This is a genomic window from Rhodanobacter sp. FW510-R10 (genome assembly GCF_058781105.1).
Genome location: NZ_JBYSWL010000001.1, coordinates 2,226,088 through 2,251,928 on the forward strand (window position 1 = coordinate 2,226,088; position 25,841 = coordinate 2,251,928).

Consider the following 25,841-nt stretch of genomic DNA (forward strand, 5'->3'; position numbering starts at 1 on the left):
CGTATTTGTTTGATACGCCGATTCGTTTAAGCCGACGATGGTGAGCGCGCTATGGCAACGCTCGATACCTCACGTGCAAGGTGTGGCTACTTTTCATTCTGCGCGGTGATTTTTGTCTTGAGGAGTGATGTCGATGATCGGGCACTTTGAAAACCGCGGCGACCAGACCGTCTTTGGCACGAACAGGAATTGTGTTGCGCAAGCCTACGCGTGGCGCGATCTCCCGGCGGCGCTGGCGCTTGCTCTCCTCGTCCTGCCTGTTGTTCACGCGCAACAGGCTGAACCGGATGATACTGAGCAGGCAACACTGCCTACGATTGTGGTGACCGCGACCCGCATACCGCAAGCCAACTTTGACGTGCCTGCTGCCGTTGGGGCGGTCGCGCAAGATGACATCGTCGACGGCGCGCCGGCATTCAGTCTTTCGCAGTCGCTCGCGCGGATACCTGGTGTCGTTGCGCAGAATCGCCAGAGCTACGCGCAGGATTCGCAGATTTCCATTCGCGGCTTCGGTTCGCGCGCCTCCTTTGGCGTACGCGGCATCCGCCTTTTGGTGGACGGCATCCCGGTATCCGGACCCGATGGGCAAGGGCAGACCGATATCTTCGATCTCGCCACCGCCCAGCGCATCGAAGTGTTGCGCGGGCCGTTTTCGGCACTGTACGGCAATGCCGCAGGTGGTGTAATCCAGGTTTTCACCAAGGACGGGCCAGCGCAGCCAACGTTCGGGGCTTCCACGCTGTTCGGAAGCTATGGCACCCGTATCCAACGGCTTGACGCTGGCGGCACTTCGGGTAACTTCAACTACGTGGTGGATGGCACGCATTTTCGTACCGACGGCTACCGCGAGCACAGCGCAGCCGAACGCAACAATCTGCGCGCGAAATTCCGTTACGACATCAGCAAGGATTCTTCGCTGACGATGCTCTTCAACGGCGAGAACCAACCGTACGCGGAGGACCCTTCGGGCCTGACCAAGGAACAGGCACGGGAAGATCCGCGCTTCGCGGTGCCGGGCGTTTTCAAGTTCGGCTCGGGCGAAAGCCACCGTGATCGTCAACTCGGAGCCGTATACGAGCAGCAGTTCGGCGAAGACGACCACCTGCACGTCACAGGCTACGCCGGCACCCGACGCGTAGTCCAGTTCCTGCCGTTTCCCGGCGGTTCTCCGAATGGCGGCGGCGCGGTCGTCGACCTCAAAAACCGGTCCAAGGGTGGTGATGCGCGCTGGACCCACAGCTTTTCGCTCGCCTCGACACCGCTCGACTTGATTGCAGGTGTCGAGTACGACCACCTGCACGAGCTGCGCGAGGGTTGGGTCAATGCTATGGGCGTGGAGGGCGACCTGCGTCGCAACGAGAATGACGTCTCCAGCCAGGCGGGGGAATACGTCCAGGCCGAATGGAAACCCGGTCGCTGGAGCATCGTTGCCGGCTTGCGTCATTCGCGCGTCAAGTTCGGAAGTGACGACCACTACGTGACAGCCGAAGATCCCGACGATAGCGGCAAGCAGAATTTTTCGAGCACCAACCCAGTCGTAGGCGTGCTTTACAAGATCAATCCGAATCTGAATCTATACGCGAATTATGGCCAGGGTTTCGAAACCCCGACGCTCTCCGAATTCGCCTATCGGCCGGATGGCAAGGCTGGCTTCAATCTGGATTTGCAGCCAAGCAAGAGCCGCGACTATGAGGCGGGGCTCAAAGGAGGCTGGAACTCGACAACATTCGAGTTGGCCCTGTTTAACATAGCGACCACGAACGATATTGTCGTTGGCGTATCCAACGAAGGTCGCGACAGTTTTGTTAACGCCGGGAGCACGAAGCGGCATGGCCTGGAACTGAACGTGCAGCAAGCGTTCTCTGGAGGCTTCAGCACCTACCTGGCCTACAGTTATCTGCAAGCGCATTTCGACGGCGGGGTACTCGATGGTGACCGCATGCCTGGCGTGCCGCGGCAAATGCTATACGGCGAACTCGATTGGCAGTATCGTCCGCTCGGTTTTACGACCTCGCTAAGCGCGCAGTGGCGCGATCGCGTTTATGTCAACAACGAAAACACGGACTTTGCAGACAGCTATGTCGTGGCGAATTATCGCCTGGAGTTCAAACAGAACGCCGGTAGTTGGCAATTCAGCGAGTTTGCAGGCGTCAACAACCTTTTCGATCGCCATTACATTGGCGCCGTTATAGTTAATTCCAGTAACGGCCGGTACTTTCAGCCCGAACCGGGTCGCAATTTCTTGCTCGGTTTGAGCGCCAGTTACGCGTTTTGATCTGCCCGCCAGGCAGTGTGTGGTTGCCGGTGGGAGTCGTTTGCGTGACCGCCGGCCTTGTGGCGCGCGCCGTGGGAACGTGTTTGATGCGCGGAGTGTCAGTGCTCACGCCGCACGTCAATGCTGCGTTTGCGCATCTTGCGATACAGGGTGTTGCGACTCACGCCGAGAGCACGGGCGGTATGGGTTATGTTGCCACCTTGTTGCGCAAGCGCCTGGAGCAGCGCAACACGCTCGGCAGTCTGCAGCGCCGCTCCGGCTGCGATGGGTGGGTCTTCGGGAATCGCAGCGGTGATGCCGGCTGCAGCTGCCGAAGCGGCGGGCTCTTCAGGATCCACTATCTCTTGTGGCAGGTTGGAAAGGCGGATGACAGAGTTGTTGCACAGCGCGGCCGCAGTGCGCAACACGTTGCGTAGCTGACGAATATTTCCCGGCCAGCGGTAGGCCAGCAGTCGCTCGAAGGCATCTTCGGCAATGTCGACCAGCTCACCTTCCCCACATTCCTCGCGCAGAATCGAATGTATCAACTGCCGCTTGTCCTGGCGGTCGTGGAGCAGTGGAAGCTCCAGAGTGATCCCGGCAATGCGGTAATACAAATCCTCGCGGAACTCGCGCCGGGCAACCATCTGACGCAGGTCGTGGTGCGTCGCGCTGATGATGTGCAAGTCGACTGCGACGGGTTCATCGCTTCCCACCGGCAAGATTTCGCGTGCCTCAAGTGCGCGCAGCAATCGCGCCTGCAGCAAGAGCGGCATGTCGCCGATTTCATCCAGGAAGAGGGTGCCGCCACTTGATTGCAGGATCCTGCCGACTCGGCCTTCGCGCGTGGCACCGGTAAATGCGCCGGGGCGGTAGCCAAACAGCTCGCTCTCGATCAGGTTCTCGGGGATGGCCGCACAGTTGACGGCGACGAAGGCACGATCCGACCACAGACTAGCGGTGTGCAGTGCGTGCGCAAATACATCCTTGCCGGTGCCGGTTGCGCCAAACAGCAAGATCGGCACCTGCTTGGCGAATAACTGGTGGCCGCTGGCCAGGTTGCGGCGCATCTGTGAATCATCTGCATCGACCTGGGTGTCCGACGCTGCAGTGGCGCGCGCATTGGTGTGCACGGCGGGTTTCTTCGCTGGCGCGGCCGAGTGCGGTGCACATGGCGGCTGCACGAGCGCAAAGTAACGCCGCCCGCGCGCCACATCGCGGATCGGCCAGATCGTCGCGGCGTCGCGCATGCCGCGTTGGCGGAGCGTGCCCGCCGTGAAGCGGAAGACTTCGCCGATGGAGTGCCCCACCACCCGTGCACGCGCGTTCAGCCCCAGTTGACATAACACATTCTCGTTCACTGCCAGCACCTGACCACCGCCATCGACGGCGACCAACGCCTCATGCAGCAGCCCCACGAATTCGGGGCGACTGTGAAAACGCAGAATCCACGCTTCGGGGAATTCGGCGAGAAACTGGTAGCGCGAGATCAGGCTGGCCGACATGTTGACCAGCGCCATGGTATGCCGCTGGATCTCGCGAGTGTCGGAACTGTTGAGCGAGGAGACGTCCAGTACTCCGAGCAACGCGCCATATGCATCCAACACGGGCGCGCCGGAGCAGGAAAGACGTATGTGGCAATCGCGGAAGTGTTCTTCGCGGTGCACAGTCGTCGGGCTACATTCTGCGAGGCAAGTCCCGACGCCGTTGGTGCCTTCGTGGCGCTCGTCCCACAATGCTCCAAGCCATAGCCCGGACTGCCGGAATTCGCGCTTCAAAGTCGGATCGGCAATGGCGTCGAGGATCGCCCCGCTTGCGTCGGATAGAACTACCGCATAGCCGGTACCGGCGATGAGTTCGTAGAGGTTTTCTATCTCACAGTGTGCGACGCCGAACACGTTACCGAGCCGCTGCTGGCTCTCGCGCAATTGACTCGCCGTCAGCACAGCGGTATCGCGGCGGCTGTGCGGGTAGATGCCGAACTCGTTGACGCATCGATTCCACGACCGGCCAATTTCCGGGGTGATACCAGCAGCATCAAGGCCGGTTCGCACCATCCGCATCACCTGCGTTGCGTGCGGCGTATCGCCTGATATGTCTGGCATCACGGCCCTCCCCATACATCAGCTGGCTTGGGACACCCCATCAACACCAAGTGTGCGCCGCGTTGTATCCACATGCAAATATGCGGCGGCCTTCTCAGTTCGTGTTGAGCAGGCACGTCCCAACCAAGCATCGGGGCCTCCGCGTTAGTACTTCGTTACCGTACTTGGCGCGACGCCCTGTGAGAATCGGAGTTGAAGAAACTTCGAGCCGCTCGGCGTTGCAAGTTTTCGTATAACGGTATATGAAAACAAGATTGGTGGTGCAGTGCCGATTCATGTATTGCGCATGCGCACGCTACGCACTGCCGTAGGTCGCGAGGAGTGGGGGCCGTGAACACACCAGAGGTATCCATGCGTCGTCGCAAACGTAGACGCGCGCAGCCCAAGGGCCGACAGGTGGATCCAGTTTCGCTGGCGGCGGTGCAGGAGGTACTAGGCGGGATGCCACGCCGGCGCGATATGCTGCTCGAAGGCTTGCATCGCATCAACGACCGCTATGGTTGCCTGCGTGTCGAGCATCTGACCGCGCTGGCCGACGAGTTGCGGCTGGCGCTGACCGAGGTGTACGAGGTCGCGTCGTTTTACCACCATTTCGATATTGTCAGGGACCCTGCCACGGAACCGCCCGCGATTACGGTACGTGTCTGCGACTCGGTGACCTGCGCGATGTGCGGTGCGGACAGCCTTATTGAATCGCTGGAGGGCACGCTGGGGTCCAGCGTGCGTGTTCAGCGCGTGCCCTGCGTCGGGCGCTGCGCAGAGGCGCCGGTCGCGATCTGTGGCCAGAAACCGGTTCTGGCAGCCACTGCCGAGCGTGTGGCCGCGGCCGTGGCGGCACACGAGGTGCTTCCGGAGTCCCTGACCCCAGTGAACTATGCCGCGTATCGCCGGAATGGGGGCTACGCGACGTGGCTTGAGTGCGTGAACGGCACGCGCACCCGCGAGTCGGTGATCAAGGCGATGGAAGATTCCAGCCTGCGCGGGCTGGGCGGTGCCGGATTCCCGGCCGGGCGCAAGTGGCGCCTTGTTGGCAAGGAGCCTGGTCTGCGCGTGGTCGCGATCAATATCGACGAAGGCGAGCCAGGTACGTTCAAGGATCGCTATTTCCTCGAACGCGACCCGCACCGCTTTCTTGAAGGCACGTTGATCGCTGCGTGGGCGATTGAGAGCCATGAGGTTTACCTGTACGTGCGCGACGAGTATCCGGCGTGCCGCCTGATGCTGGAGCGCGAGATTGCTGCGTTGCAGGCTGACCCACCTGCGGCATTGCCGGCCATTTACCTGCGCCGTGGTGCAGGTGCCTATATCGCAGGCGAAGAGTCAGCGATGATCGAGTCCATCGAGGGCAAGCGGGCCATGCCGCGCTTGCGCCCTCCCTATGTTGCGCGAAACGGGCTGTTTGGGTTGGCGACGCTTGAGCACAACATGGAAACCATGCATTGGGTGCGCGACATTCTGGAGAAGGGCGGTGCGTGGTTCGCCTCGCAGGGGCGTCACGGTCGCAAGGGGGCGCGCACATTTTCGGTGAGCGGGCGGGTCAAGAAGCCCGGCGTATACATGGCACCAGCCGGCATAACGTTACACGAATTGATCGACGAGTACTGTGGCGGCATGCAGGATGGCCACGAGTTGTACGGCTATTTTCCAGGCGGCGCGTCCGGCGGCCTGCTGCCAGCCTCGAAGGCGGATGTGCCGCTGGACTTCGATACGCTTCAGCCCTACGGGTGCTTCATCGGGTCGGCCGCGATCATCGTGTTTTCACAACATGACAAGGCGCGCGACCTGGCGCGCAACGCCATGCGCTTCTTCTCGCACGAATCCTGTGGCCAATGCACCCCCTGCCGCGTGGGCACGGTCAAGGCGACGGAGTTGATGGGCGCCGAACACTGGGACGCGGCACTGATGACGGACTTGTCGCGGGTCATGGTGGATGCATCGATTTGCGGTCTGGGTCAGGCGGCACCGAACACCATGAACTGCGTGCTCAAGTACTTTCCGAATGAGGTGATGTGATGGCGGCCCAACCGCAAGATGTGCCAGGCGCCGAGACTGTCCACTTCACGCTCGATGGACAGCCGATTGGTGCATACGAGGAAGAAACCATCTGGGCGGCGGCACGCCGGCATGGCGTCGTGATCCCGCACTTATGTTTCAAGCCGGATCAAGTGGGTTTGCGTCCGGACGGCAACTGTCGCGTCTGCATGTGTGAAATCGAAGGCGAACGCCAGCTGCAGCCGTCGTGCTGGCGCAAGCCAAGCGAAGGCATGAAAGTGAACACCCGCAATGAGCGCGCCGTCCACGCCCAGAAGATGGTGTTGGAGCTGTTGGAGGCCGACATGCCGGATGAATCCTATGTGGCAGATTCGCGTCTGGACTTTTGGGCGCGACAGCTTGAGGTAGGCAAGCCCCGGTTCAGCCGGCGCGAGGAGCCGAAGCCGGATCTTTCGCACGCGGCGATTGCCGTAAATCTGGGAGCGTGCATCCAGTGCACGTTGTGCGTGCGTGCGTGCCGCGAAGTGCAAGGCAACGACGTGATTGGTTATGCGCTGCGTGGCGGTGACTCCCACATCATGTTCGACATGGATGACCCCATGGGCGAAAGTACCTGCGTCGGTTGTGGCGAGTGTGTGGCCGCATGCCCGACCGGTGCGTTGTCGATTACCAATGTCGATCCGCGTCAGCAGTGGGCGTGGCAGGGGCAGGAATCGGAGGTGGAAAGATGAAACAAGTCACTACGGTCTGCCCGTACTGCGGTGTCGGTTGTCGGGTCAAGCTGGACGTTCGGGACAACCACATCATTGCGGTCAATGGTGCGAATGGCCCTGCCAATGAAGGCCGCCTATGCGTCAAGGGGCGCTACGGCTTCGACTTTTACAGACATCCGAATCGGCTGACCAAACCACTGATCCGACGACATGACGTACCCAAATCAGCCGATCTGGTGTTGGATCCGGCAAATCCCCTGGAGGCATTCCGCGAGGCCAGCTGGGACGAAGCGTTGGACTTTGCCGGGGGAGGTCTCAAGCGCATTCGCGACCAGCATGGCCCGAAGTCACTGGTCGCCCTGGGCTGTGCCAAAGGCAGCAACGAGGAAGCGTATCTGGTGCAGAAGCTCGTGCGTACAGGCTTCGGCAGCAACAACATCGACCACTGTACGCGGTTGTGCCACGCCGGGTCGGTGGTGGCGTTGATGCAATGTCTGGGTTCTGGCGCGGTATCGCTGCCGGTGCGTGATGTCATGAAGGCTGAAACGGTCTTGCTCATTGGCGCCAACCCGGCCATCAATCATCCGGTCGCCGCGACCTGGATAAAGAATGCGATCGATCAAAATGGCGCGAAGCTGATCATTGTCGATCCGCGTCTGCAGGCCCTTTCACGGCGCGCCTTCATGCATCTGCAGTTTGCGCCCGACGCCGATGTGTCTCTTCTCAACGCGATGATCTACACCATCATTGATGAGGGCCTGACCAACGATGCGTTCATCCGCGATCGCACCGAAGGCTTTGAGGAGTTGAAACGCCACATTCAGGCTTACAGTCCGGAGGCGATGGCCCCGATTTGTGGCATACCGGCGGAGGATCTGAAGAAGGCGGCACGGACTTACGCCAAGTCCAGGGCGTCGATGATCATCTGGGGCATGGGTTCCTCCCAGAGCCAGCACGGCTCGGACAACGTCCGTTGCATCATCACGCTGGCATTGCTGACCGGTCAGGTTGGGCGTCCTGGCGCCGGCCTGCATCCGATTCGCGGCCAGAACAACGTGCAGGGCGCCTCCGATATGGGATTGATGCCTAGCCGCTTCCCGGATTACAAGAGCGTAGAGGACCCTGAGCAGCGCCAACGGTTTGAGCAGCTCTGGGGTTGCAAGCTGGATCCGAAGAAGGGCTTGACCTCGATGGAGATGATGGACGAGATCCTTGCCGAACACGTCCAGGGCATGTACATCATGGGCGAGAACCCAGCCATGTCAGATGCCAATGCGTACCACGCGCGCATGGGGCTTGCACACCTGGAGCATCTGGTCGTGCAGGACATTTTCCTGACCGAGACGGCTTACAACGCCGATGTCGTTTTGCCCTCCAGCATGTATTACGAGAAGACCGGCACCTTCACCAATACGGACCGCTGGGTACAGCTTGGGCGCCAGGCATTGGATCCACCGGGGGAAGCGCGGCAGGATCTGTGGATCATCCAGGAACTTGCCCATCGCATCGGACTGGATTGGCATTACGCCGGGCCCGCCGATGTGTTTGGGGAGATCCGCAAGGCGTCGGCCAATATGGCCGGAATCACCTGGGAACGGCTGGAGCGTGAGGGCTCCGTCGTCTGGCCGTGCCTGCATGAAGGTGATCCCGGCGAGGCCGTAACCTTCGTCAACGATTTCCCGCGTGGAAAAGGGCTGTTCGTGCCCTGTGAGATCGTCGAGCCGGATGAACGTCCGGATGCCGAGTATCCGTTTGTGCTACTGACAGGTCGTCAGCTGGAGCATTGGCACACCGGCACCATGACCCGGCGCTCCAGGGTGCTCGATGCCATTGAACCGGATCCCGTATGCCACCTGAACCCGCAGGACTTGCAGGAAGCCGGCATTGCACCGGGGGACCCAATCACGCTGGAAACCCGCCGCAACACGATCGTAGCCTACGCACGCGCCGACTCGAAGGTCGCCAGGGGGCAGGTGTTCATGGCGTTCTGCTTTTACGAGGCGGCGGCTAATCTGCTGACCAACCCGACGCTGGATCCGGAGGCGAAAATTCCGAGTCTCAAGTACTGTGGCGTGCGCGTGAAAGCGGGCGGAGTTCCAGCAACGCGGACGGGGTTCGCGACGCAGGCAGTCTTGCCGAGTGAAGCCGTGGTGTAAACGGGCCGGGAAATCGAGTGGGCGACATGTGGTGGCCGTGTGCAAGACGCTGAATAGAGTCCCCGCCACCAACTGCGTGCAGCGTGGAGGCGCCGCATGGTTCCGGGCCCGACCCATCAATTCGAGTGGGTCCGGCGCTGCCGACACATCACGTTGAAATCTCCCGATAGACTGGGTCCAACCTTTGCCCTGCAGGCCGCGCCAGCTCATGGCCAAGACCATGCGACACAGCGCGCTCCACGGGGCCGTGCCCAGACTGCGGGCCACCTTTTCCAGGCGTCGGTCGACGCCGTCGAAGGCGATGCGCGCCGCGCCAGAGAGGGCGCTGACGAAAAGCATCGCCACGACGATGCCAGGGGGGGTGAGCGCCGGAATCTGATGCCGAACATCTCTAGCAGCGGGTCACCCAGCAGCCCCACCGACGCATGCGAACAGCACTGCGATGCCAGCCACGCCAGGGGGATACCGAACAGGCCGGACAACATAGCCTTGATCGCCATGGTCGCCTTGCGCGTAGGCAATTGATGGCGGCCTACCGCGCCGCTTGACTTCGCCGCGCTCGGCACTGCCGCGTACACTCTTGGCTGTACGCAAAAAAATGCGGTCGGCTGGCGTGGTCCGAAGTTTGGTGAATGGCCAGGCAAGCATTCGTCGCCACACGCCTATTTCAGCTGCAACAGCGCATCGAACATGTTTCTGAGCTCGTCAGCTTGAGCTCATCGTCTGCAATGCCAAGGTCGAATATCCGAGGTGTACCAAATGGGCAGGACGGTTCCTATGCAACTGTCACAAGCATCGGCCGATCGGCACGGCGCCGTTGCTGACCGCTACGGGAGGGTTCTGCATGATCTCAGGATCTCGGTCACCGATCGCTGCAACCTGCGCTGTCGCTATTGGATGCCGAAAGAAGTGTTCGGCGCGTCATACAAATTCATGCCGTCGATGCAATTGCTGACGTTTGAGGAGATTACGCGGATCACCCGTTGTCATATGTTGTCCAAGCGACCGGAAATGTGGCAGATCGGCGGTTGAGCCCATGGGACAGACACCCTGTGGCTGGACCCTGGGTGCGGAACGCTCATGCCGAGCGATTGGAATGGTATCCATAGTTACGTCAAGGGATGCAGCCTGAATGAAAGACATCACCTCGAAGCCGGAGACGTTGCGTAGTGCAACTGCCCAGGCCGTACTGGAATCTGCGCCGGAATACATTGAGCTGCTCGAAAAGCGCCTGACCGAAAAAGGCGATGCGCTTGAGGCAGCGCGGTTTGCCGGCACGATGGCGGCCAAACGCACCTGGGAACTGATACCGCTCTGTCACCAGATTGCGATGTCGGTGGTGACCATTGACTACGAATTCGCGGCAACCAAGGTTACCGTCATCGCCCATGTGCAGGCCATCGCCGCCACCGGCGCCGAGATGGAGGCGATCACTGCGGCCAGCGTGGCCGCGATCACGTTGTACGACATGCTCAAGCCGCACGCAGGTACCAGCATCGTGATTGGAGAGGTGAAACTGATCGAGAAGACCGGCGGCAAATCGCAATATCTCCGCCGTCTGACGCGGCCACGCAGGGCGACCGTGGTGCTGCTGTCGGATTCGGTCTCTGCCGGGACAAACCAGGACGTCTCCGGTGCACGTGCGTGCGAGCGTCTGGTTGCTGCCGGATTTGATGTCACCGGGCCCATCCTGTTGCCGGATGAGCCGGCCCAGCTGCAGCGCGTCATGCGCGAGCAGTGCAAGAACGCCGATCTAGTGTTGACGGTCGGCGGGACCGGGATCTCGCCGCGCGACACGACCGTGGATGCCATTGAAGGCATACTGGAGCGGAAACTACCGGGCGTGGCGGAAACCGCACGCGCCTTCGGGCAGCGCCGGACACCGTTTGCGATGTTGTCAAGGGCGATTGCTGGAACGATTGCGGACACCCTGGTCATTACCATACCGGGTAGCGTCCATGGCGTGGAGGAATACCTGGATGCGCTGCTGCCTGGGATCATCCACGCGCTCGGGATCATCCGTGGCGAGAAGCACGAGCACGGCCATCGGACGTAGGTGAGTGATTGCATTTGGTGAGTGGACCGCCTGGCATTCCGCCCGGCGTGCAACCTGGAGATGAGCTATGGACGAAGAGGCATTCAACCGCAGCATACGCAAGTTCCTGAAGATCGTCGGTGTGACCTCCCAGCAGGAAATCGAGAAGCGCGTCCGTGAGGCCATGGCTTCGGGGCGCCTGAAAGACGTCGAAAAGCTCTCGGCCCACGCGACGGTGGAATTGGAGACATTTGGCACCATCAATGAAACCAAGGGCGAGATCCGTTTCGCCGCAGACCCGTCGCAAGATGAAGTGAGGGGCTAGGAGCCTGCCGCCACCCAAGCTGGACTCGTTGGCGACCGCGGGCAATCCGCGTCAGTGTTGGAGTGGGTCGGTCGTCAGGGCGCAGCGGTGATGTCAGTATGAGCGCAGAAGTGACAGTACGCATACCTGAAGCTCTGCGTCAGTTTGCCGGAGGCAATCGGGAGTTGCGCATCGCGGCGTCGTCCGTAGATGAGTTGCTCGCGGGTGCGGCGTCGTCCGGGTATGGCGCTCTGGTCAACCACATCTGCGCGCGCGACGGCCAACTGCGACCCTTCGTCAACGGGTACGTGGGCAAGCCAGCATTCGTGCGCTGGATGGCCAACGCACGAATCTGCGCAGCGGAGATGTGGTGACGATCCTGCCGTCAATAGCTGGAGGTTGAGAGTCCATGTCGGGCCGGGAACAGCGTCTGGCTGAGCTGATCAAGCATGTTCCGCAAGTCGCGCCTGAAGAGGCGCATCGCCTGGTCCAGGGCAGCGCGACCTTGCTGTCGGCAGGGCGAGCATGTCCGACTTGCTGGCGAGGACATCAAGGCAGGGAGCGCGGTGCTCGCGGCTGGGCGGAAATTGCGCGCCGCGGACTTGGGCTTGCTGGCCTCGATCGGGGTTTCGCAGGTTCGGGTGAGACGCAGGGTCAAAGTCGCCTATTTCTCTACGGGCGATGAGTTGCGCGGCGTCGGCGAGTTGCTGGAGCACGGACAGATCCACGACAGCAATCGCTATACGCTGCACGCGATGCTGGGCGAGGCCGGGGTCGAGAGCATCGACCTGGGCGTGGTGCGCGACGACCCCGCGGCGCTGCGTGAGGCATTTGCCATGGCCGCCGAGCGCGCTGACGTCGTTGTGACCAGTGGCGGCGCGTCCGTGGGGGAAGCGGATTATGTGACCGACATCCTGGCCGAGCTGAGGCAGGTTTCGTTCTGGAACGTGGCCATGAAACCAGGGCGCCCACTGGTTTTTGGCAAGTTGCATGGCGCTGAGTTTTTCGGACTTCCGGGCAATCCGGTATCCGTCATGGTGACCTTTCTCCAGGTGGTGCGGCCCGCGCTCGCCGTCATCTCTGGTGCACCCTATGCGCCACCGCTCAGGTTCAGCGCACGCGCCGCATCCAGGTTGCACAAGAAACCGGGGCGGATGGAATTCCAACGAGGCATCCTGACCTGCCGCGAAGGCACCGACCCGAGTGTGGAAAGTACGGGCCGTCAAGGCTCGGGCATCCTCCGCTCGGTAAACCAGGCCAACTGCTTTATCGTGCTCGGCCTCGACCGCGGTCCGGTCGAGCAAGGGGAGTGGGTCACGGTGGAGCCGTTCCTCCCCTGAGCCTGGCGGCTGGTCATGGCCTCACTGGATGACCCATCAGGTGTCAGGATGCTTGCTCACCCGCTTGCTGATCCTGTGAATGATCCAGTACACGCCACCGATGATCGGGAGCGCGGCCAAGCCGGTCACCATTTCCGGGTTCACGGATAATCCGAGATCCACCGCTGCCCTGGCCAGATGCATGACGATGCCGAGGCTGTAATAGCTGATGGCCACCAGCGACAAGCCTTCGACGGTTTGCTGCAGGCGCAATTGTTGCGCGGAGCGCCGGTTCATCGAGCGCAGCAGATGGCTGCTTTTGCGTTGCAAACCCAGATCGACCCTGGTGCGGATCAGGGAAGCGGCCCGGTCGATGTGATCCGACAGCGTTTCCAGTCGACCACGCACGGCCTCCATGGTCCGCATGGCCGGTCCCAGGCGGCGATCGAGAAAATAGCCCAGCCGCTGGTGGCCCTGGATTCGCTCTTCGCGCAATTCCTCCAAGCGCTTGTTGACCAGTGCGAAATAAGCGCGCGAAGCATCGAAGCGAAACTTGTGATCGGTCGAGTGCTGCTGCACCTGCACGGCCAGGCCGAGGAGCTGGTGGAGAACCTTCTCGCCTTTGCCCTGGTCGCTGTCGCCATGGCTGTCGGCAACTTGCGTCATCAAGTTTTGCAGCTGCAATTCCATACCCTGCAACGATGTCATGATCGACCTGGCCGGCACGAAGCCGAGCATCGCCAACATGCGATAGTCCTCGATTTCCAGCAGTCGTTGCACCAGTCGCGCCCGGCGATCGGCCGTCATGCCGTTGTCCACCACCAGGATCCGGGTATGGCCATCGTCACGGATCCGGCAGTCTGCCCAGATGCGGGCCTGGCCATCGGCCACCATGCTGGACGAGGTCTGGGCAGACAATGCAGCCACGGCGCGTGCCACGCCTTGTCCGTCATCCTGCGGCAGGCTGTGCAGCTTGCTGGCCGCGATCCGCAGACCGGGCAGGGCATTCATCCAGTCGGCGGAGACGATGCCTGCATCCTGTGCGAATGGAGTTTGCCCGCTGGCCGCGGCCACCTGCGTGTAGTCGGTGAATTCCGTATGGCGTTCGTGTTTCACCTGCACCGCGTCGTCGATGCGCACGATCTTGTAGTCGCGATCGCCGGTTTCTTCATAGTGGCTGTGATTGCGCAGGATGTTGCGCAGGTATTCGGTGGCATCCCGCATTTGCGCCGCATCCTGCAACACGGCACTGTGGGTCACGAGCGCGTGCGTGCCCACCGGTACGGGCGCGCGCCGGAAGAGCTCGTCATTGAGCGCCTGCCGATTCCAGGGCGGCGGTGCAATATCTTGGATCGGTTGCATCATCGGCTTTGCCCCAGTGGTTGCCGTCAGACGGTTGCCATTTCGCCGCCAATTTGCTGCCGAGGTCAATGCTTGCGAGGCAGCTGCGGTGAAACCGCCGTTGAGGGGGGAGGAGCGGGTAGGGAAAGCAGAGAGGATCGAGTTTGCCCAGGCCAGGCCGCGTGCGGCTCCGGCCCGGAGTGTGGTCGACGCTAAGGTCCGTCAGAGTCGTGCGTGCTGTGGCGCTGCTCGCTCGTCTTTGACCTGTTGCCGATCCCGACGCCGGGCTCGCCAGCAGACTCGGCGCAGACGCAACAGGTGCGGGCGCGACAGACGGGATCTGCGACATGCATACACTGGAACCCACGACTGCGGGTCAGACGACAGGATCGAGCTGGCGACGATTACCGGAGAATCCTGGGCCCCTCTCAGAACAGCTTTTCCGCGCTCGCCGACTCCTTGCTGCCGCGGAATACAAGCGCCTTCAGCTTTTTCGGATCTTGCGGAAGTTGCGCCGTGGCAACGACCGCCAGTACGGCGCCGTGATGGGGTGACTTGTCGCAAACCGGGTCGGCATTCGTTGGGTCACCGGTCAGCATGTACGCCTGGCAGCGGCAACCGCCGAGATCGTTGAAGCGTTCCGCGCAACTGCGGCAGGGTTCCTTCATCCAACTGGTACCGCGATAGCGGTTGAAACCCTCGGAGTCATACCAGATTTCGCGTACGCCCATTTCAGTTACGTTTGGGAAGGCGGGCCCCGGCAACATGCGCGCGGTGTGGCACGGCAGCGCAACCCCATCGGGTGCGATGGTCAGGAACACGTTGCCCCAGCCGTTCATGCACTTTTTGGGGCGCTTCTCGTAGTAGTCCGGCACGATGAAGAACAATCGCATCTTGTTGCCGAGCTTTTCGCGCCAGCGGTTGGTAGTCGCCTCTGCGCGCACGAGCTGCTCGCGCGTCGGCATCAGCCGCTCGATATTGATGTGCGCCCACGAGTAGTACTGCGCGTTGGCGAGTTCCAGATAGTCGGCATCGATCTCAACCGCGAACCGGATGATTTCGTCAACGTGGTCGATGTTCATGCGGTGGATCACGCAGTTCATCACCATCTCGAAGTCATATTTCTTGATCAGTCTGGCGGCCTCGCGTTTCAAGTCGAAGGTGCGCGTCGAGGACAGGAAGTCGTTGACCTCGCGCGTCGAGTCCTGGAACGAGAGTTGGATGTGATCGAGTCCGGCTTGCTTGAGTGCGGCGATGCGCCGCTCGTTGAGGCCAATGCCGGAGGTCAGCAGGTTGGTGTAGTAACCGAGCCGGTGCGCCTCGGCGACAAGGACCTCCAGGTCCTTGCGTTGCAGCGGCTCACCGCCGGAGAAGCCGCACTGCACTGAGCCGATCGCGCGCGCCTCGCGCAGGACGCGCAGCCAGTCCTCGGTCGCGAGTTCGGTCTTCTGTTTCGCGAAGTCGACCGGGTTGTAGCAGAACGGGCAATGCAGCGGGCATTCATAGGTAAGTTCGGCCAGCAGCCAGAACGGCGGGCCGATCGTGGTTTCAGGTGCAGCGGGTTGTACTTGTGCGTTCATGTGCGTTCCACCCAGCGTTGTGTGCAGGCCAGATCGAGGAACGCGATCACGTCCGCATCCAGTCCGGTTTGATCGAAGAGTTTTTCGAGTTCGGCGACGATTGCCACAACAGGCTTTATGCCGTCGCAGCGCGCGAGAATCTCGCCGGCGGTGTGGTTGAGTTTGACCATGCCTTCCGGATACAGCAGCACATGTGATTTCTGCACCGGCTCCCATTGCAGGCGAAAACCGCGGCCTACGCGGGGGATGCTGTCGGGTGCAAAGCCGGTGGTTCCGTTGGGCGCTACCGTGACGACATTCATGCTGCCAGCTCCATTCCGTACTTCAGCGCCATCGCGTCGTTCATCGCCCACAGGACGTCGAGTTTGAATTGCAAGATATCCAGTGCGTGTTGCTGCTGCACTGGCGTGACGAAATAAGTCAGCGTGATCTCAAGCGCCTGCTCGACATCTCGGCGCGCCTGCGAAACGCGGTTGCGGAAATATTTGAGGCCCTGGCTTTCGATCCATGGATAGTGTTGAGGCCAGTTCGCGAGCCGTTCCTTGTGGATCTGCGGCGCGAACAGTTCTGTCAGCGCCGAGCAGACCGCCTCCTGCCATGGCGCACGGCGCGCGAAGTTCACATAGGCATCGACGGCGAAGCGCACGCCGGGAGCGACGTGACGCAGATCCTCGATTTCCTCGCGCGCGAGCCCGGTCGCCAGCCCGAGTTGGGTCCAGGCCTCGATGCCGCCGGGATCGTCGCCGTGGCCATCGTGGTCGAGGATGCGCTGCACCCACTGCCGGCGCACCGCGCGATCGGGACAGTTGGACAGGACCGCGGCGTCTTTCACCGGGATCGAGATCTGGTAGTAGTAGCGGTTCGCGACCCAGCCGCGGATCTGCTCGGGAGTGGCCCGGCCCTCGTTGAGCAGCCGGTTGAATGGGTGATGGATGTGATAGGCAGCGCCTCTTTCGCGCAGCTTCGCCTCGAATTCTTCGCGGTTCCAGGCCTTCGTGTTCACAGCTGAAAATCCATGCCGTCGTATGCCAGTTCGACCCCGGCCGCGAGCACCTGCGCATGCTCGCGGCTGTCCTCGTCGAGGACCGGGTTGGTGTTGTTGATGTGAATCAGGATCCGGCGCGTCGCCGCGGGCAGCCCGGCGAGTAGCGCGAGCATGCCGGCCTCGCCGTCCAGCGCGCGGTGACCCATGTCGCGCGCACGCTTCCTGGACAGCCCGAGCGCGATCATTTCGTCGTCGTGCCAACAGGTGCCATCGACCATGACGCAATCCGCACGCTGCATCGCTGCGGTCGCGGGCGCGTCCACCTCGCCGAGCCCGGGCGCGTAAAACAGGCGCTTGCCGCTCGCGCTGTCCTCGACCAGCACGCCCACGTTGTCGCCGGGTACGGGATGATCGCGATGCGGCGAATACGGCGGTGCGTTGCTGGTGAGCGGCAACGCGGTGAAACGCAGGCCGGGGACACCATCGACCGCGAATGCGCTGCCATCGATCGGCACGCGATGCCAGTTGATCCCGCAGTAGTGGCCGAGCACGCGAAACAGCGGGTTGCCGCGCTCGAGATCCTCGTGCACCGGCTCGGTACACCAGATCTCCAGCGGTTGGCGATGCTCGCGCAACATGTACAGCCCCGTGGTGTGGTCCACCTGCGCATCGATGAGCAACACCGCGCGAATCGCGGTGTCGCGAATTGCACGCGCAGGCTGCAGCGCGGGGAATGCCCGCAACTGCGCAAGAACGTCTGGCGATGCGTTGCACAGCAGCCAGTTGGTCTCATCCCCGCTCAGCGCGATCGACGATTGCGTGCGCGGCTGTGCCTTGAGCGTGCCGCTACGGACGCCGTGGCACAGGCGGCAGTTGCAGTTCCACTGCGGGAAGCCGCCGCCGGCGGCGGAACCGAGGACGTGGACACGCATGCGTGGGGTCGCCATGGTCGAGTGTGCAAACGTGAGCCGGACGCTTGCACGTCCGGCCTCACGTTGTCTGCATCAACCAGCTTCAGCGCCGCGCGACGTACATCGTGATTTCGAAGCCAAAGCGGCAGTCCATCGCCTTCGGAGTTTCCCATTTCATGTGGTCGTTCCTCGGTTGCGGACCCGCGGGCACGGAAATCGCGGATCCTAGTCATGTGGCGTAGAAACTCTCCGTGCGTACCTGAATCTGCGCTTGCGCAGTGTCGGGTGCATCGCGCCAACGGTGATCGGTGGCTAGCGATTTTCATGATTTGGCGATTCCGTTCGCCCCATCACGAGGATGCAGTAGGATCGAAACATGTCCGCGGGCATCTCGATGGTTCCACCCGTTCCGATCCCGGCGCCGGCTGGCGGCTGGCTCGAGGTCGGTAACGGCCACTCCATCCATTACGAGCAACACGGTGCAGCCGACGGCATCCCGGCGCTGCTGCTGCACGGCGGCCCGGGCTCGTCGAGTACGCCGCGACAGCGCGAGTTCCTCGATGCGACGCGTTACCGCAGCATCCAGTTCGACCAGCGCGGCTGCGGCCTCAGCACGCCGCTTGGGGAAACCGCGCACAACCATGCGGGTGCGCTGGTGGAGGATATCGAGGCCTTGCGTCGGCATCTGCGCATCGAGCGCTGGCTCGTCATCGGTGGCTCGTGGGGCGCGGCGCTCGCTCTGGCCTATGCGGCGCGCCACCGCGAACGTGTTGACGGCGTACTGCTCCGCGGAACGTTCCTCACGGGTCGCACCGATCTCGAATGGTTCTTCCACGGCATCGCGGCATTGGTGCCGCAGCTCAACGCGGATTTCATGGCGGTGGTTCCACGGCGCTGGCGCGGCAGCGTCGTAACTTGGCTGGACCGCTGTTTCGCCAACGTGGATGCCGACTACGAGCGCGCGCTGCGCGTTGCGCTGGCATGGCAGGCGTACGAGCAGGGGGTCGACGGACAGCAGCACCCTACGCGTACGCTGCTGGCTACGCCGGATGCCGAGCAGGCGCAACGATTGATCGCCAGGTATCGCGTGCAGGCACATTATCTCGCACGACGGTGTTTCCTCGGCGAAGCTGCGGTGCTTCGCGCTGCGGGCGAATTGCGCGGTATTCCGCTCGCGCTCGTGCACGGCACGCAGGACTGGATTTGCCGACCGTGCAACGCCTGGCGCGTGCAGCGTACCTGCGCTGGTAGCCGCCTGGCCTGGGCTGCGCAGGCCGGGCACGACCCGTCACATCCGGCGACGTCACGGCTGTTGCGCAGCGCGACCGACGCTTTTGCGGGGACTCACGACTTCTCGCGCTGGGCGACTGACGTGGACACGACGGCATGAGCATGCGCATCCAGCTCAACCTGCTGGTTGCCGCCTTGATGGTGGTGTTTACCGTGGTCGTGCTCACGTTTCAGCTCACGGACACGCGCGCCAGGGTACGCGAAGATACCGACTCCGCAAACAAGGTTGCGGCCCAGCTGCTCACTTATTTCGTGGATACGTACGCGGATGCCAGCGAGACGGTTGTACGGCAGTCGCTGAAACAACTTGGCCATGTGCGTTCGACCGATATCACCTTGCGCGATTCGAACGGCCGCGTGGTGTACCAATCGCCACCTTCGCCCTACAAGGTGGGGCTCAACGCACCCAGGTGGTACTCCGCGCTGGTTGCGCCGGCCCCAACGCATTACCAGCTGCCACTCGCCGGCAGCGTGCTCGATATCAAGGCGAATCCATCGCGCGCGGTGCTGGATGGTTGGGACGACACGGTCCATCTGCTGCAGCTCGGCTTGATCGTGATGGTATTGGGCAACTTGCTCGTATTCTGGCTGGTCAGGCGCACGACCCAGCCGCTGCGGGAGATCGTCCATGGTCTCGAAGACATGCAGGGCGGCATATACCGTACGCGCCTGCCCGAGTTCAAAAGCGCCGAAGCCCGCGCCATCGCGCAGGCATTCAACCGCACGGCCCAGGTGGTCGGGGACAGTCTGGACGCACGTCGCGAGGTAGCCGAGGCGAAGCTGCGCCTCGAGCAGAGCCGCGACCTCGCAGCCGTGGTACAGGATCGCATCGAGGACGAGCGCCGCCAGATAGCGCGGGAGTTGCATGACGAAACCGGGCAGAGCATCACCGCGATCAAGAGCATAGCGCTGTCACTGACCCGGCGCACCACGGGTTGCGATGACGAAGCGCGCGAAGCGGCGCAGTTGATCGTCGACACTGCCAGCAAACTGTATGCCGCGATGCACGACCTGATCCCGCGCCTGCGGCCGCCGGCGCTCGACAACCTGGAGTTGGGCGAGGCGATCGAGGATCGCATCGACGCCTGGCGGCGCGAGCAGCCGCGGGTCGAGTTCGAGCTGAAGCTGGACACCCTGACACCCAGCTTGGGTGAGAGCTACGCGCTGGTCGCGTACCGCATCGTGCAGGAGGCGGTCACCAACGTACTGCGCCATGCGCAGGCACGACGCATCGAGATCGAGCTTGGCAGCGACGCGCACGCCTTGCATATCGAAGTGCGTGACGACGGCCGCGGCCTCGCGCCGGACTGGCAACGCCCTGGTTGCTATGGCGTACGCGGCATGCGCGAGCGCGCTCGTGCGCTGGGTGGCAACGTGGCGCTCGAAAACATCGCAACCGGTGGCGTGCGCATGTATGCAACCCTGCCATTGGAGTAGGCATCATGCGCGCGAGAATCCGCGTCATGCTGGTCGACGATCACGCGGTTGTGCGGGTCGGTTTCAGGATGCTGCTGACGGCAAACCCCGACATCGAGGTGGTCGCCGAGGCTGATAGCGGCGAAGCCGCGTACCTGCGCTATGCCGAAATCCAGCCGGACGTCGTGATCATGGATCTGTCGATGCCAGGGATAGGCGGCATCGAAGCGGTGCGCCATCTGCTGGCCAGGGACAAGACTGCGCGCGTACTGGTGCTGTCGGCGCATGAGGACACCGCGCACCCAAAACGCGTGCTCAAGGCTGGCGCCCTAGGGTACTTGTCCAAACGCACAGCGCCTGAAGAGCTGATCGAGGCGGTGCGCATGGTCGCGGCCGGCCACAGTTATCTTGATGCCGAGATCGCGCGCAAGCTGGCGATGCAGGGCCTGGGGGGCGTTCCGGGCGGGGTCGAGACGCTGTCGGAGCGCGAGTTCTCGGTCTTCCTGCAACTCGCCCACGGTCACTCGGTACAGCGTATCGCTGAGGTCATGAACCTGTCACCCAATACCGTCGGCACCCATCTCTACAACATCAAGCAAAAACTCGGGGTGGGGAACCAGGCCGAGCTCACCTTGATTGCGGTCCGCCATGGCTTGATCGAAACTTGAAATGGCAAGGGACGGGTTCAGGCGAACTGGTTTGGACAGTCTGCGTTTGCATGCGTCCAACCACGGGCAGTACAGAGCGAAGCCGGGGTGTAAACAGCGCAGGGAACCAAGCGGGCGACCTGTGCGGTTCGTTCACCGCGCCTGCTTTGTCGGCGCATACGTATTATTCTGCTCCGCTGTCGTGTGGTTGCGCGACGTCTTGCTGCTCTTGGCCACGTAGTGACCACCGTATTACCGGCGCTGGAAGCCCCCGCGAGCCGAGCGGTGAAAATGCCGGGATACCTTGGGGCATTAGGCGCCACCTGCCGAAATTCATTTGGGGAGGCCAGGACGTGAAGAAGACACGTTTGTCGTTTTGTGTGGCCAGCGCACTATTGGGCATGTCGCTGGGAGTGAAGGCTGCGCAGGTCCGGGATGTTACTGGCGTGGCCCGAGACAGCAAGCCCCTGGTGAAGACGCTGGGTACGGTACGCGTGAATGGGACGACTGCTGGCTACGCGACGGCGGCGCAATACCACACTGATAACGCCAACCTGGGTCCATTGGGTATGCGCGCGATCAAGGACACGCCGTGGTCGGTGACCATCGTGCCTGAGGACCTGATCGTCAACCAGCAGGCGAAGACCGTCAACGACGTGCTGCGCAGCCTGCCCTCGGTGCAGATCCGCGACCAGCAGGGCCTCGAGGTGTCGCGTCCGCAGTCGCGCGGCTTCCAGGGCACGGTCGTGCAGAACACCCGCCTGGATGGCCTCAGCGTGATCGGCACCACGGCGATACCGGCCGGGAATCTAGCCGGTATCCAGGTGCTGAACGGCATGGCGGGCTCATTGTACGGGCCGGAAACGCCGGCCGGCGTATTCAACTACCTGCTGAAGCGGCCGACGGCGGAGCCGCTGCTGCGCCTGATCGAGAGTTTCGATTCGAACTCCATCTTCACCAGCCAGGTGGACGCCGGCGGCACCCTTGGCGAGACCCACCTGCTCGGCTACCGGATCAATCTCGTGCACGGCGAGGGCGAAAGCTACGTCGACGGCAGCAACAGCAATCGCAACCTGATCAGTGGCGCGTTCGACTATCACCTCAGCCCGGACACGGTGCTCGAGGTCGACGTCAGCCACTACCGCACCAGAATCTACGGCCTCCCCGGCAGCATTGTCTATGACAGTGGCGCCAGCACGATCCTGCCCAAAGCGATCGATCCGACCAGGAGAGGTGTATTGGGTCAGCCAGGTGCGGGCACCGACCTGATGACCAATACCGGCCTGGTCAAGATCAAGCACGATTTCGGCAATGGCTGGGACTTTCAGATCGGCGGCCTGTATCAGAACGCGATACGCAACCTATTCGGGATCACCAACACGTTTGTCGACAACGACGGCAACTACAAAGTCACCAAGAACTTCACCGCGATACCCCACTACACCATCGCCAGCAATCTTGCGCAATTGAACGGCCACTTCGACACGTTCGGCCTGCGCAACGATTTCTCGGTGGGTACAAACGGCTACAACAACGCGCAATACACCTATCGCAACTCGATCGCGACCCCACTGGGCAAAGCCAGCCTCCCGCAAGCGGTAATTTTTCAGGCGCCACCGATCCCCTACAACGGCGGCCAATACCGGGCGGGCAAGCTGGTCGAGCAGTCGATCATCGTCGGCGACACACTGCATCTCAACGAGCAATGGGCGGTACAGGGCGTGTTCAACACGTCCTGGCTCAAGTCACGCAGCTTTACCGCAACCGGCGCGAGCAAGAGCGCAGATTCGCACAGCGGCGTGGTCAGTCCCACGGTAAGCCTGACCTATGCACCGACCCCGGTGCTTACTGCCTATGCCACCTGGTCGAAGAGTGTGGAGCAGGGCGAGGCAGGCCCCGCGCGTACGGCCAATGCCAATGAGTTCCTGGCGCCTTACCACGACAAGCAATATGAGGTCGGCGCGAAATACGCCGTCTCCGAGGGTCTCCTGGTCACTCTGGATGCGTTCCGGATGACCCGTCCACTGGCCATCACGAACGCCGTGACCAATGTTTTCGGGGTAGTCGGCACGCAGCGCAACGTGGGCGCCGAGCTGTTCGCGCAGGGTGCCATCAGCTCCCAGGTGAGCGTGCTTGGCGGTATCACCTATGTCGATGCGAAGCTGGTCGGCACCGGTGTCGCCGCCACCAACGACAAGCAGGTGGTCGGTGTGCCGCGGGTCAAAACCGATGTTTCGATCGACTACCATCCGGATTTCGCTCATGGATTTGCGTTGACCGGCACGCTGCATGGCGAAAGTAGGCGCGCGGCGACCAACACCAACGCCAGTTTCGCGCCGTCGTATGCGACGCTGGACATCGGCGGCCGCTATTCGACTCGATGGGGATCGCATTTCGTAACGCTGCGCCTGCAAGTGATCAACGCCACCGACAAGTACTACTACTCGTCGGTTGCCGACGGCAACATTGTTGGTAGTCCCGGGGCCAACACGGCTTATTTTGGGGCGCCGCGGACATACCTGGCCAGCGTGGAACTGGATATGTAGGAGATGTTCCGGAGTCACACCCAGGAGCGTGGCGTGGTGCCGATGGCGGGTCCGGCCATGTCGGTTGTGGACGTCGCGGTTGCGTCAAAACATCGGATGCGTAGCCGCGTCGGGGGTGCCGACTCCCACGCGTTTGCCGGCTGCGTCGGGTCTCGCGCACTCAAGTCACGTCGACCGTACCCATGACCGCGGGAAAGCTTTACCGGTCCCCTCCGGCGGAGTCGTCCCGCGCAGCAGAAGCCTTGCCGGCAGCAACGGCTGTCACTGGTATGAACCCGTAGCGTGGCAATCGCGCCTGCGCGTCCGGGGTCAGCAGGAAGGTGGCGAATCGATAGGCCTGGATTTGGCGCGCCGGATCGTCCGGGCGCAGCAACACGCTCATCGCGTAGTTGACCGGGACTGATTGGTCCGCAGGAATGGCGATCTTCACCAGTCCCGGCTCCAGGCTGGCGTTGGGTTGCTTCGAACTGCAGTAACTGACGAATGCATCCACCTGATCTTGTTGCAGGAACCAGGTCACGGCATTGGTGTGCGCCGGGACCTTCGGTGCCACCGCGCCGCCGACGAGTTGTCGTGCCTTGTCCCGCAGGACCTTGCCGGCACCGGGATGGACAGCGTCCAGCCGAGCGAACCACGCCCACGCATAGTCGCCACCCGGGTCGGCTCCCGGCGTCGAGGTACCGATCCTTACCGAGGGTTTGCTCAAGGTATCCAGCAGATTGTCGGCCGTCAGATGCAGTTGCGACCTGGCGATGATGCATAGGCTATTGCGCGCGACGATGACGGCGGGCGAGCCCAAATGTTCCCGCGCAAGGTGCTGCGCATTGGCGAGGTTGGCCGAGACGTAGACATCCACGCTGGCACCTTTTTCAATGCGCTGGCGCAGGAGACCAGCGGCTCCGCTGGTGATCTCCACTGCCTGTCCGGTTTCCTGTGTGTAGCGCGCGGCGATCTCCCCAAGCGCGCCGGCCATGCTGCCGGAGGTATACACGTGCAAGGCGGCAGGCGCCGCGACCGGGCTTGCCGCACCCATTCCGGTAAGGCAAGCAGTCAGTGCGATGGCCATCGCGGTGTGCATGAGCAGAGTCTTCGTGGCAAATCCCCTCTGGCACCGAATCGCAGTGAGTGCGTCGAACGGCGCCGGCGTCAAGTCAACCCCTCATTCCCGCGTGCCCAGCTTCGCTGTTGAAGAGCGCCGCGCGGGTGTGGCGAGCCGAAGTTCGACGCCAAATCCGGAATCCCGTGGCCTGCCAGTGCGCCTGATGCGGATTGCGCCACAGGCACCACGCGACCTAGCCTGTCAATTTTAGCCTACCTCGCTGCCGGATGTATTGGCCGGCTGAGGTCCCGCCTGGCGTGCGGGGCCGCCGTCCTGGGTCACACGACGCCAATGCCCAACGTGGCTGGCCGCTTGCGGTGCGCCGCCCTGTACGCTATGCGCATGTCCCGATCTTCCTCCTTCCCTGCGCCAGTCGCATCAATGTCCCTGCCGGCACGCCATGGTTTGGCACGCGTGCTGTCCAAACTGGGCGTGTGCTCGCGCAGTGAGGCCGAGCGCTGGGTGCGTGCCGGGCGGGTCCGTGTGGATGGTCGTGTCGTGCGCGATCCATACGTACCAGCTTCATCCGGATCGCAGCGCATCGAGGTGGATGGCGCACTGGTCGAGCCGGCCGCCCAGGTCTACGTCATGTTCAACAAACCGCGTGGCCTGGTTGTCAGTGCCGCGGACGAACGCGGCCGCGACACCATTTATCGCGCATTCGCCACGGCCGACCTGCCGTGGATGGGTCCGATCGGGCGATTGGACAGGGCCAGCGAGGGCTTGTTGTTGTTGAGCAATGACACGCTGTGGGCGGCAGGTATCACCGACCCGGCCAGCCATCTGGAGAAGACCTATCACGTGCAGATCGACCGGGTTCCGACTCCCGCGCTGGTCGCGCAGTTGCTCGCCGGGATCGAAGATGGCGGCGAGCACCTGGGCCTGAAGCGGGTTGCGCTGCTGCGTAGCGGGGGGAAAAACGCGTGGCTGGAAGTTGTCCTGGACGAGGGCCGCAACCGGCACATCCGGCGGCTGCTGGCAGCCCACGAGGTGCAGGTGCTGCGCCTGGTGCGCGTCGCGATTGGCCCGCTGCAGTTGGGCACGTTGGCGAAGGGCCAGTGGCGACACCTGACTGAATGCGAAGTGCGCGCGCTCGCCTTGTCACCGCGTTAGTCGGGAAGCGCTCTGCGCACTGCTGCGCGTGGTCG

At 62.5% G+C, this 25,841-nt stretch carries 22 protein-coding genes; 14 read left to right on the top strand and 8 right to left on the bottom strand.

Annotated elements, in window-relative coordinates; genetic code table 11:
* Window positions 1-133: 133 nt before the first annotated feature.
* Complete coding sequence (locus AC3WJB_RS09630; protein ID WP_492680989.1) at window positions 134-2,275, top strand: TonB-dependent receptor family protein; 2,142 nt, start codon at window positions 134-136, stop codon at window positions 2,273-2,275.
* Between the two features lie 98 nt (window positions 2,276-2,373).
* Here AC3WJB_RS09630 and AC3WJB_RS09635 read toward each other — a convergent pair whose 3' ends face one another.
* Window positions 2,374-4,359: a sigma-54-dependent Fis family transcriptional regulator gene (locus tag AC3WJB_RS09635; RefSeq protein ID WP_492680991.1), complete on the bottom strand. Its 1,986-nt coding sequence runs from the start codon at window positions 4,357-4,359 to the stop codon at window positions 2,374-2,376.
* A gap of 330 nt (window positions 4,360-4,689) precedes the next feature.
* On the opposite strand from AC3WJB_RS09635, the gene AC3WJB_RS09640 reads away from it, so the two are divergent.
* The 8 genes from AC3WJB_RS09640 to AC3WJB_RS09675 all read left to right on the top strand — a co-directional run bounded on the left by AC3WJB_RS09640 (window position 4,690) and on the right by AC3WJB_RS09675 (window position 12,899).
* Window positions 4,690-6,372 (top strand): NAD(P)H-dependent oxidoreductase subunit E, encoded by a 1,683-nt coding sequence (locus AC3WJB_RS09640; protein WP_492680993.1) that lies wholly within the window; start codon window positions 4,690-4,692, stop codon window positions 6,370-6,372.
* The gene (locus tag AC3WJB_RS09645; RefSeq protein WP_492680995.1) at window positions 6,372-7,082 is read left to right on the top strand and encodes a 2Fe-2S iron-sulfur cluster-binding protein; all 711 of its coding nucleotides are present in this window, start codon (window positions 6,372-6,374) and stop codon (window positions 7,080-7,082) included. Before AC3WJB_RS09640 ends, AC3WJB_RS09645 begins: the two co-directional genes overlap by 1 nt.
* Window positions 7,079-9,220 (top strand): formate dehydrogenase subunit alpha, encoded by a 2,142-nt coding sequence (gene fdhF / locus AC3WJB_RS09650; RefSeq protein WP_492680997.1) that lies wholly within the window; start codon window positions 7,079-7,081, stop codon window positions 9,218-9,220. Before AC3WJB_RS09645 ends, fdhF begins: the two co-directional genes overlap by 4 nt.
* A 777-nt stretch (window positions 9,221-9,997) precedes the next feature.
* The gene (locus tag AC3WJB_RS09655; protein WP_492680999.1) at window positions 9,998-10,252 is read left to right on the top strand and encodes a hypothetical protein; all 255 of its coding nucleotides are present in this window, start codon (window positions 9,998-10,000) and stop codon (window positions 10,250-10,252) included.
* A 100-nt stretch (window positions 10,253-10,352) separates the two neighbouring features.
* Window positions 10,353-11,276: a bifunctional molybdenum cofactor biosynthesis protein MoaC/MoaB gene (gene moaCB / locus AC3WJB_RS09660; RefSeq protein WP_492681001.1), complete on the top strand. Its 924-nt coding sequence runs from the start codon at window positions 10,353-10,355 to the stop codon at window positions 11,274-11,276.
* 67 nt (window positions 11,277-11,343) lie between these two features.
* Window positions 11,344-11,580: a DUF6494 family protein gene (locus tag AC3WJB_RS09665; RefSeq protein ID WP_492681003.1), complete on the top strand. Its 237-nt coding sequence runs from the start codon at window positions 11,344-11,346 to the stop codon at window positions 11,578-11,580.
* A gap of 98 nt (window positions 11,581-11,678) precedes the next feature.
* Window positions 11,679-11,933 (top strand): ubiquitin family protein, encoded by a 255-nt coding sequence (locus AC3WJB_RS09670; RefSeq protein ID WP_492681005.1) that lies wholly within the window; start codon window positions 11,679-11,681, stop codon window positions 11,931-11,933.
* A gap of 75 nt (window positions 11,934-12,008) precedes the next feature.
* Window positions 12,009-12,899: a molybdopterin-binding protein gene (locus AC3WJB_RS09675; protein WP_492681007.1), complete on the top strand. Its 891-nt coding sequence runs from the start codon at window positions 12,009-12,011 to the stop codon at window positions 12,897-12,899.
* A 36-nt stretch (window positions 12,900-12,935) separates the two neighbouring features.
* Here AC3WJB_RS09675 and AC3WJB_RS09680 read toward each other — a convergent pair whose 3' ends face one another.
* The 6 genes from AC3WJB_RS09680 to pqqA all read right to left on the bottom strand — a co-directional run bounded on the left by AC3WJB_RS09680 (window position 12,936) and on the right by pqqA (window position 17,873).
* Complete coding sequence (locus AC3WJB_RS09680; RefSeq protein WP_492681009.1) at window positions 12,936-14,240, bottom strand: DUF3422 family protein; 1,305 nt, start codon at window positions 14,238-14,240, stop codon at window positions 12,936-12,938.
* A gap of 407 nt (window positions 14,241-14,647) precedes the next feature.
* A complete protein-coding gene (gene pqqE, locus AC3WJB_RS09685; RefSeq protein WP_492681011.1) occupies window positions 14,648-15,799 on the bottom strand; it encodes a pyrroloquinoline quinone biosynthesis protein PqqE in 1,152 nt (383 codons plus the stop codon).
* Window positions 15,796-16,101, bottom strand: coding sequence for a pyrroloquinoline quinone biosynthesis peptide chaperone PqqD (gene pqqD / locus AC3WJB_RS09690; RefSeq protein WP_492681013.1), 306 nt, complete (start codon window positions 16,099-16,101; stop codon window positions 15,796-15,798). The genes pqqE and pqqD overlap by 4 nt, the downstream gene beginning before the upstream one ends.
* Window positions 16,098-16,802: a pyrroloquinoline-quinone synthase PqqC gene (gene pqqC, locus AC3WJB_RS09695; RefSeq protein WP_492681015.1), complete on the bottom strand. Its 705-nt coding sequence runs from the start codon at window positions 16,800-16,802 to the stop codon at window positions 16,098-16,100. Before pqqC ends, pqqD begins: the two co-directional genes overlap by 4 nt.
* Window positions 16,799-17,716, bottom strand: a complete 918-nt coding sequence (pqqB, locus tag AC3WJB_RS09700; protein WP_492681017.1) for a pyrroloquinoline quinone biosynthesis protein PqqB — start codon at window positions 17,714-17,716, stop codon at window positions 16,799-16,801. Before pqqB ends, pqqC begins: the two co-directional genes overlap by 4 nt.
* 82 nt (window positions 17,717-17,798) lie before the next feature.
* On the bottom strand, window positions 17,799-17,873 hold the full coding sequence (pqqA, locus tag AC3WJB_RS09705) for a pyrroloquinoline quinone precursor peptide PqqA (RefSeq protein WP_492683156.1): 75 nt from the start codon (window positions 17,871-17,873) through the stop codon (window positions 17,799-17,801).
* Window positions 17,874-18,071: 198 nt separating this feature from the next.
* On the opposite strand from pqqA, the gene AC3WJB_RS09710 reads away from it, so the two are divergent.
* From AC3WJB_RS09710 to AC3WJB_RS09725, 4 genes are all read left to right on the top strand, one after another.
* Entirely contained in the window at window positions 18,072-19,085 is a 1,014-nt protein-coding gene (locus AC3WJB_RS09710) for an alpha/beta fold hydrolase (RefSeq protein WP_492681019.1), read from the top strand.
* Window positions 19,082-20,422 carry a histidine kinase gene (locus AC3WJB_RS09715; RefSeq protein WP_492681021.1) on the top strand — a complete coding sequence of 447 codons (1,341 nt, stop codon included), beginning with the start codon at window positions 19,082-19,084 and terminating at the stop codon, window positions 20,420-20,422. Before AC3WJB_RS09710 ends, AC3WJB_RS09715 begins: the two co-directional genes overlap by 4 nt.
* A 5-nt stretch (window positions 20,423-20,427) precedes the next feature.
* The gene (locus AC3WJB_RS09720) at window positions 20,428-21,069 is read left to right on the top strand and encodes a response regulator (RefSeq protein ID WP_492681023.1); all 642 of its coding nucleotides are present in this window, start codon (window positions 20,428-20,430) and stop codon (window positions 21,067-21,069) included.
* A 332-nt stretch (window positions 21,070-21,401) separates the two neighbouring features.
* Complete coding sequence (locus AC3WJB_RS09725) at window positions 21,402-23,594, top strand: TonB-dependent receptor (protein WP_492681025.1); 2,193 nt, start codon at window positions 21,402-21,404, stop codon at window positions 23,592-23,594.
* Between the two features lie 199 nt (window positions 23,595-23,793).
* On the opposite strand, the gene AC3WJB_RS09730 is transcribed toward AC3WJB_RS09725, so the two are convergent.
* Window positions 23,794-24,672 carry a substrate-binding domain-containing protein gene (locus AC3WJB_RS09730; protein ID WP_492681027.1) on the bottom strand — a complete coding sequence of 293 codons (879 nt, stop codon included), beginning with the start codon at window positions 24,670-24,672 and terminating at the stop codon, window positions 23,794-23,796.
* Between the two features lie 402 nt (window positions 24,673-25,074).
* Between AC3WJB_RS09730 and AC3WJB_RS09735 the strand changes: the two genes are divergently transcribed.
* Window positions 25,075-25,806, top strand: a complete 732-nt coding sequence (locus tag AC3WJB_RS09735) for a pseudouridine synthase (protein WP_492681029.1) — start codon at window positions 25,075-25,077, stop codon at window positions 25,804-25,806.
* Window positions 25,807-25,841 lie beyond the last annotated feature (35 nt).